We start from the raw sequence: 6540 nt of genomic DNA, 5'->3' as shown, positions 1-6540 counted from the left end.
ATTAGCGTGGACCATGAGGACCTCTCGGTAATCGATGTGCGTGTGGTAACCACACCGATACCGGAGGTCCTCACCTATTCGCGCTCACCACGCCGTTCACAACCTGTCAAAGAGCTACAGCTAGTGCGCCTGTCATGGTTGGCCGCGGGCGTCGCCACGGCGGGAATTCTGGCCGGGTGTTCGTCGCAGCCCCCCGCCGAAAAGCCCAGCACCGCTGAAACGACCGCTGAAACCGATGCGCCGACGGGCCACGGCTCGTTGGCGCAGTGCCTGAGTGACCACGGGGTGCCCGCAGCACCCGGCCCCGGCGGGGGTCCGCCACCCGGAGTGGACGCCAACACCTGGCAGCAGGCCATGCAGTCCTGCGCGTCGCTGGCGCCAGGACCCGCGGGCTAGTTCAGCACCCGCGCCTCACCGGCGTCGGCCAGCCATTCACGTTCCAGGCGCGCCAGCGTCCCGTCCGCACGCAACGCGTCGACGACCGCCGACACACAGCGGGTCAGCGGGCTGTTCTTGTCCAGCACGATCCCGAACTGCTCGACCTCCTCCGAACGGACGGGCAGCTGCCCGACGATCATCCCGCCGCGCAACTCGCCGGCCACCGCGAACGCCGTCGGCAGGTCTGCGACCAACGCTTCGACCTCACCTGTGGTCAACGCCACCTTCGCGTCGGCGGTGGTCCTGTACACCTCGATGGGATCCTCGCCCACGATCTCGATCGCCGCGGTGTGACTGGTCGTGCCGACCTGCACTCCGAGTTGCGCGTTCTTGAGATCGACCATGCTTCGCACCCGTGCCGCCGGAGACGTCTTCGTCGTGACGACGACCTGCGTGACGTCGAAGTACGGGGAGGAGAAGTCGACGGCGGCCTTGCGCTGATCCGTGATCGAGAACTGAGAAAGGTTGGCGTCGAACGTCTTCGGGCCCGGCTCCAGCGCACCGTTGAACGGCACGCGCACCCAGCGCACCTCCTCGCGGCTGTAGCCGAGGTGGTCGGCGACGGTGTAGGCGAGCGCACTCTCGAAACCCTCGCCGTTGGTCGGATCGTCACCCATGTACCAGGGCGGGTAGGCGGGTTGGTCGGTGCCGATGGTGAAGATGCCCGGATACAACGTCGCCAGCGATTGCTTGTTGCAGTTCTGCGGCGCAGCCGCGTCGTTGGCGACGATCGGCGCGCACGCCGTCGCAAAGGTAACCGCGAAGGCAATGGCGGTCATCGCTGCACGCCGCCACGCATTCCCCATAGCCGGATCATCGCGCATTCCTTCGGGTATGCGCCACAGCTAACGCGAGAGGGACCCAGACATCCCCAGACATGAAGCGGCCCCCGAGCCGGGTGTATCTGGTCGGACAAAACCAAGAGGCTCGGGGGCCGGGTGACTGCGGGGAATTCGCCGGCGCGCACAGTTCGAAGCGTCAGCTCAACCCCTGGCGCTGCTAGCTCGCAGCCACCTCACAAGTCCATAAGTCAATCAATTTGTCGGACCACCTCCTTCCCTGTGTACAAGCGACGCTACCCGCGCACCAAGAAGGCGACAACCAATTTTCGCCGGTTCAGCGCTCAGCGATCGCTGACGATCGCGGCGTCGACGAGTTCGGCGATGCTCGCCGCCGACGGCGACTTTTGCAACGGCTTCCCGTCCAAGGTGTGCACCCGTGCCGCGAGTGTGATACTCGACACAAGCCAAACCCCTTGTGCCGCAAACAAATCAGCGGGTCGCAGCGCTTGATAGTCGCACTTGTAGCCGTTGTTGCGCGCCACTTCGAACAGCGCCTGTTGCGTGGTTCCGCGCAGGATCGGATACCACGGCGGTGGCGTCAACAACGTTGGGGCGCCGTCGACCTCGGTGGCGATCACCACTGTCGAACGCGGCCCTTCCAAGATCAGACCGTCGGAGCCGACGAAGATCACGTCGCCGGCCCCTTGGCGGTCCGCATGCCGCAGCGCGGCCATGTTCACCGCGTAGGACAGCGTCTTGGCACCCGCGAGGAGCCACGGCATCTCGGTGGTGCCTTCGGCCGACAGCCCGCGGGCCAGTGTCACCGCGGCGACCCCAGCCCTGCGCGCGTCGGCCACCCTGGCAGGCACCGCGCCGATCGTCGCGAACGCTGTCGGCGGTGAACCGCTCTCGCGGCCCCGGCTGTACACCAGGCGCAGAACGCCCTCTCCCCCGCCGTCGGCGCACCAGCGGTCGACCGCCACCCCGATGGCCGCACGCCACCGGGGCAGATCCGGTGCGGGGAGGTCCATCATCGAAGCCGACTGCGTCAGCCGGTCCAGATGGGCTTCCAGCAGACACGGCCGCGCCTCGCGAATCAGCAGTGTCTCGAAGATGCCGTCGCCGCGGACGGCGGCAAGGTCGTCCGCGTACAGCAGGGGAACCGCCGGATCGTGGAGTTCACCGTCGAGCGTGACCACCACACCGTTTTGGCCCCCGGCCCGACTCACCATGGGCAAGAAGCGTAGCGCCGTAGAGTTGAGGCATGTCAGCAGTGCCCGCCCCCGATACCGGACCCGACGCCGGCGCGGTCTGGCATCACGGCGATCCGCTGGGAGAACAGCGCGCAGCAGCCGGTGGCGCCGTCATGGTGGACCGTTCGCATCGAGCCGTGATCTCTCTTACCGGCGGTGAGCGCAACACCTGGCTGCACAGCATCTCCAGCCAGCACGTGAGCGACCTTCCCGACGGCGCCGTGACCGAGAATCTGAGCCTCGACGGCCAGGGTCGTGTGGAAGATCACTGGATCGAGACGCACCTTGACAACGTCACGTATCTCGACACGGAAGCCGCGCGCGGGGAACCGCTGCTGGCATATCTGCGCAAGATGGTGTTCTGGGCGGACGTGGTGGTCGAACCCGTCGATCTGGCGGTCGTATCGCTGCTCGGCCCGAGACTGCTCGACCCATCCGTGCGTGAGGCGTTCGGGGTTGCTTCGCCACCGGCTGAACTGACCGCCGTCCCGCTTCCCGACGGTGGCTTCGTACGCAGGATGAGCGGTCCCGATGTCGAGTTCGACCTGGTCGTTCCCCGCGATCAGCTCGCCTCGTGGCGCGATCGCCTCACCGCGGCCGGCGTACGCCCGGCCGGCATCTGGGCCTACGAGGCGCACCGGGTGAGCAGGTTGCGGCCCCGGCTCGGGGTCGACACAGACGAGCGCACGATCCCGCACGAGGTCGGCTGGATCGGCCCCGCCGTGCACCTGGACAAGGGCTGCTATCGCGGCCAGGAGACCGTCGCGCGCGTCCATAACCTGGGCAAACCACCGCGCATGCTGGTTCTTCTGCATCTCGACGGGTCGGTGGATCGGCCCGCGACCGGTGATCCCGTACTGGCGGGCGGACGCGCCGTCGGTCGTCTCGGTACCGTCATCGACCACGTCGACGAGGGGCCGATCGCGCTGGCGCTGCTCAAGCGGGGCCTGCCCGCGGACACCGAACTGACCACCGGCGGGGAATCGGCGGTGGCCGCCGTGATCGACGTCGACTCGATGCCACCACCCGACGCCACGGGCGCCGGACGCCTCGCGGTGGAGCGGCTGCGCGGCGGCGCGCGCTAGGACGCGACATCCCGCCGGGCTCCGGGCTAGCGGGCCCTCCGGGACGGGCCTGCCAGCACGCCGCCCCGAGGCACGGTAAAGTGTTGGCAGGACGATAAATGACACTCAGATCGGAGCCGCCTGAAATTTGGGCCGCTCCGTTATTGCGCGAGGGGGTACCCCCAATGGGCCGCGGCCGGGCAAAGGCAAAGCAGACCAAGGTTGCGCGTGAGCTCAAGTACAGCTCACCGCAGACCGATTTCGAGCGGCTTCAGCGCGAACTGGCGGGCGCTGACGGTCTCAACGGCACCGACAGGTTGGCCGACGACGACCTGGCCGACGACGACGACTGGCGTCGTTAACCCCTAGAAGCGCGGGTGCTGGCCCACGAGTTTGGCTCGTGGGCTGTCCTTACCGCCCTTGGTGACGGTCCCCAGGGTCCAGCAGTCCAGATGACGTGCCGTGAGGACGGCCAGTGCGCGATCGGTGTCCTCCGGTGCGACGACGGCGACCATTCCGACACCTAGGTTGAAGGTCTTCTCCATCTCGGCGCGCTCGACACGGCCACGCTGCGCGATCATCGCGAACACCGGCGCAGGGGTCCAGGTTCCACGGTCGATTTCGGCAGTCAGGCCGGGCGGGACGACCCGCTCGAGATTGCCCGCCAAACCACCGCCGGTGACGTGGCAGAAGGTGCGGACCTGGGTTTCGGCGATCAACGCCAGGCAGTCCTTGGCGTAGATACGGGTGGGCTCGAGCAGCTCTTCGCCGAGGGTGCGGCCGAACTCCTCGACGTGGCCGGCGAGGTTCATCCGGTCGATCTCCAGCAGCACCTTGCGGGCCAGCGAGTATCCGTTGGAGTGCAGACCCGTCGAGGCCATTCCGATGAGCACGTCACCGGGCTTCACCCGGTCCGGACCGAGCACGTCGTCGGCTTCCACGACGCCGACCCCGGTGGCCGAGATGTCGTAGTGATCGGGCGCCATCAGGCCGGGGTGCTCGGCGGTCTCCCCGCCCAACAGCGCACAGCCGGCCATCACGCACCCGTTGGCGATACCCGCCACCAGCTCGGAGATCCGCTCGGGCACGGTGCGCCCCACGGCGATGTAGTCCTGCAGGAACAGCGGTTCGGCACCGCACACCACCAGGTCGTCGACGACCATCGCGACGAGGTCGATGCCGACGGTGTCGTGCTTGTCCATCGCCTGGGCGACGGCCAGTTTCGTGCCGACGCCGTCGGTCGAGGACGCCAGCACCGGTTCCCGGTAGCTGCGCAGCGCGAACAGCCCGGCGAATCCGCCGAGACCTCCCCGCACTTCGGGACGGGTGGCCTTCTTGGCCAGCGGCTTCAGGAGTTCGACGGCACGGTCTCCGGCTTCGATGTCGACCCCGGCCGAGGCGTAGGAGATGCCGGAAGGTTCGGCGCGTTCGGTCATCGGGCACAAGGCTACCGGTGAACGCGGCGTGAGGTAATCGCTCCTCCCGGATCGTATTGAGTCCGATCACTCGCCAAGGGCCTGCCAGGTATGGGAACGTGACCGACCATGAAACTTGTTCGCTGGTTCGCACCCGTCCTGCCCGTCGCCCTGACCGCCGCCTCGGCCGTGCTGGCACCCACCAGCGCGGTCGCGACCCCGCCGGTCAACGTCGACGCGGTGGTCATCAATCAGTCCACCGTCGACGGCATCGACTACATCACCAAGAGGATCACGATCCAGCCCGGCGGCAGCACGGGCTGGCACTACCACGAAGGACGGACGTTCGGCGTCGTCCGCGAAGGCACGCTGACCCGCACCATGCCCGACTGCACGGAGATCGTCGACCCGACGGGAGCTGCGGTCACCGAGGGCAGTGGGCCCGACCATCCGCACAACGGCCGCAACCTCGGCACCGTTCCGGTGGTGCTGTGGGTGGACTACATCCTGCCTGCCGGAACGCCCACCACCTTTGACGTCCCGCCGCCGCCTGGTTGCCCGGTCTAGGTTTGCCTGACGCCCAGAACGGCGATCAAGGGTGAATGTCGGCTGACAGGACCCCTGACCGGAGCCCCGCCCGAAACCGTTGCCTGGTGACCGGCGCGACCGGCTACATCGGTGGCCGGTTGGTGCCGTGACTGCTCGATCGCGGCTATTCGGTGCGGGCATTGGCGCGCAACCCCGACAAACTCGCGGACGTGCCGTGGCGTGACGGCGTCGAGGTCGCCCGCGGCGACCTCGCCGATCCCGATTCGCTGAGCGCGGCGTTCGAGGGCACCGACGTCGTGTACTACCTGGTGCACTCGATGGGCAGTTCGGCGGATTTCGTCGCCGCGGAGGCGGAGTCGGCCCGCAACGTCGTCGCCGCGGCCAACCGCGCGGGCGTGAAACGGCTGGTGTATCTCGGTGGGCTGCACCCGTCGGGGGTGGAGTTGTCGCCGCATCTGCGGTCGCGGGTCGCGGTCGGTGAGATCCTGCTGGACTCCGGCATCGAGACGGTCGTGCTGCAGGCGGGGATCGTGATCGGTTCCGGCTCAGCATCATTCGAGATGATGCGCCACCTCACCAACCGGCTCCCTGCGATGACGACGCCGAAGTGGGTGCACAACAAGATCCAGCCGATCGCGATCCACGACGTGCTGCACTACCTCGCCGAAGCCGCCACGGCGGAGATGCCCGCGTCGCGCACCTGGGACATCGGCGGCCCCGACGTGCTCGAATACGGCGACGCGATGCAGGTCTACGCGCAGGTGGCCGGCCTGCGCAGGCGGCTGATCGTCGCGATCCCATTTCTGACGCCGACGATCGCCAGCCTGTGGATCGGTCTCGTCACGCCGATGCCCCCAGGTCTCGCCCGGCCGCTGATCGAATCGTTGGAGGTCGACGCGGTGCGCAACGAGCACGACATCGACACCGTGATCGGACCGCCGCCTCGCGGTGCCACCGGTTACCGCGACGCGATCGCCGACGCACTGAAGAACGGGCCGCTGCCCAGCGATCCACAGTGGGCCAAGGCCGGTCGGTGACC

General features: G+C 67.8%; 8 protein-coding genes. 5 read left to right on the top strand and 3 right to left on the bottom strand.

Annotated features, from left to right (window positions below; genetic code table 11):
• The first annotated feature begins 123 nt into the window (after positions 1-123).
• Positions 124-396 (top strand): hypothetical protein, encoded by a 273-nt coding sequence (locus H7J93_RS27155; RefSeq protein WP_267309386.1) that lies wholly within the window; start codon positions 124-126, stop codon positions 394-396.
• On the opposite strand, the gene H7J93_RS27150 is transcribed toward H7J93_RS27155, so the two are convergent.
• Both H7J93_RS27150 and H7J93_RS27145 read right to left on the bottom strand, forming a co-directional pair.
• Positions 393-1217, bottom strand: coding sequence for an ABC transporter substrate-binding protein (locus tag H7J93_RS27150; RefSeq protein WP_267309373.1), 825 nt, complete (start codon positions 1215-1217; stop codon positions 393-395). The two genes, H7J93_RS27155 and H7J93_RS27150, sit on opposite strands and share 4 nt — an antisense overlap.
• Positions 1218-1561: 344 nt before the next feature.
• On the bottom strand, positions 1562-2452 hold the full coding sequence (locus H7J93_RS27145) for an aminodeoxychorismate lyase (protein ID WP_267309372.1): 891 nt from the start codon (positions 2450-2452) through the stop codon (positions 1562-1564).
• A gap of 32 nt (positions 2453-2484) precedes the next feature.
• On the opposite strand from H7J93_RS27145, the gene ygfZ reads away from it, so the two are divergent.
• Positions 2485-3558, top strand: coding sequence for a CAF17-like 4Fe-4S cluster assembly/insertion protein YgfZ (gene ygfZ / locus H7J93_RS27140; RefSeq protein ID WP_267309371.1), 1074 nt, complete (start codon positions 2485-2487; stop codon positions 3556-3558).
• 164 nt (positions 3559-3722) lie between these two features.
• On the top strand, positions 3723-3899 hold the full coding sequence (locus H7J93_RS27135; RefSeq protein ID WP_267309370.1) for a DUF3073 domain-containing protein: 177 nt from the start codon (positions 3723-3725) through the stop codon (positions 3897-3899).
• A gap of 3 nt (positions 3900-3902) precedes the next feature.
• On the opposite strand, the gene purM is transcribed toward H7J93_RS27135, so the two are convergent.
• Positions 3903-4973: a phosphoribosylformylglycinamidine cyclo-ligase gene (gene purM / locus H7J93_RS27130; protein ID WP_267309369.1), complete on the bottom strand. Its 1071-nt coding sequence runs from the start codon at positions 4971-4973 to the stop codon at positions 3903-3905.
• A 108-nt stretch (positions 4974-5081) separates the two neighbouring features.
• Here purM and H7J93_RS27125 point away from each other — a divergent pair, with 108 nt between their 5' ends.
• Together H7J93_RS27125 and H7J93_RS27120 are read left to right on the top strand one after the other, a co-directional pair.
• The gene (locus tag H7J93_RS27125) at positions 5082-5519 is read left to right on the top strand and encodes a cupin domain-containing protein (RefSeq protein ID WP_267309368.1); all 438 of its coding nucleotides are present in this window, start codon (positions 5082-5084) and stop codon (positions 5517-5519) included.
• Positions 5520-5650: 131 nt separating this feature from the next.
• A complete protein-coding gene (locus tag H7J93_RS27120; RefSeq protein WP_267309385.1) occupies positions 5651-6538 on the top strand; it encodes an NAD(P)H-binding protein in 888 nt (295 codons plus the stop codon).
• Positions 6539-6540: the final 2 nt, after the last annotated feature.

It is taken from the genome of Mycobacterium barrassiae (assembly GCF_025822765.1).
Lineage (GTDB): Bacteria > Actinomycetota > Actinomycetes > Mycobacteriales > Mycobacteriaceae > Mycobacterium > Mycobacterium barrassiae.
Note: the sequence above shows the minus strand (reverse complement) of the source record. Positions and strands in the feature narration are given on the sequence as shown.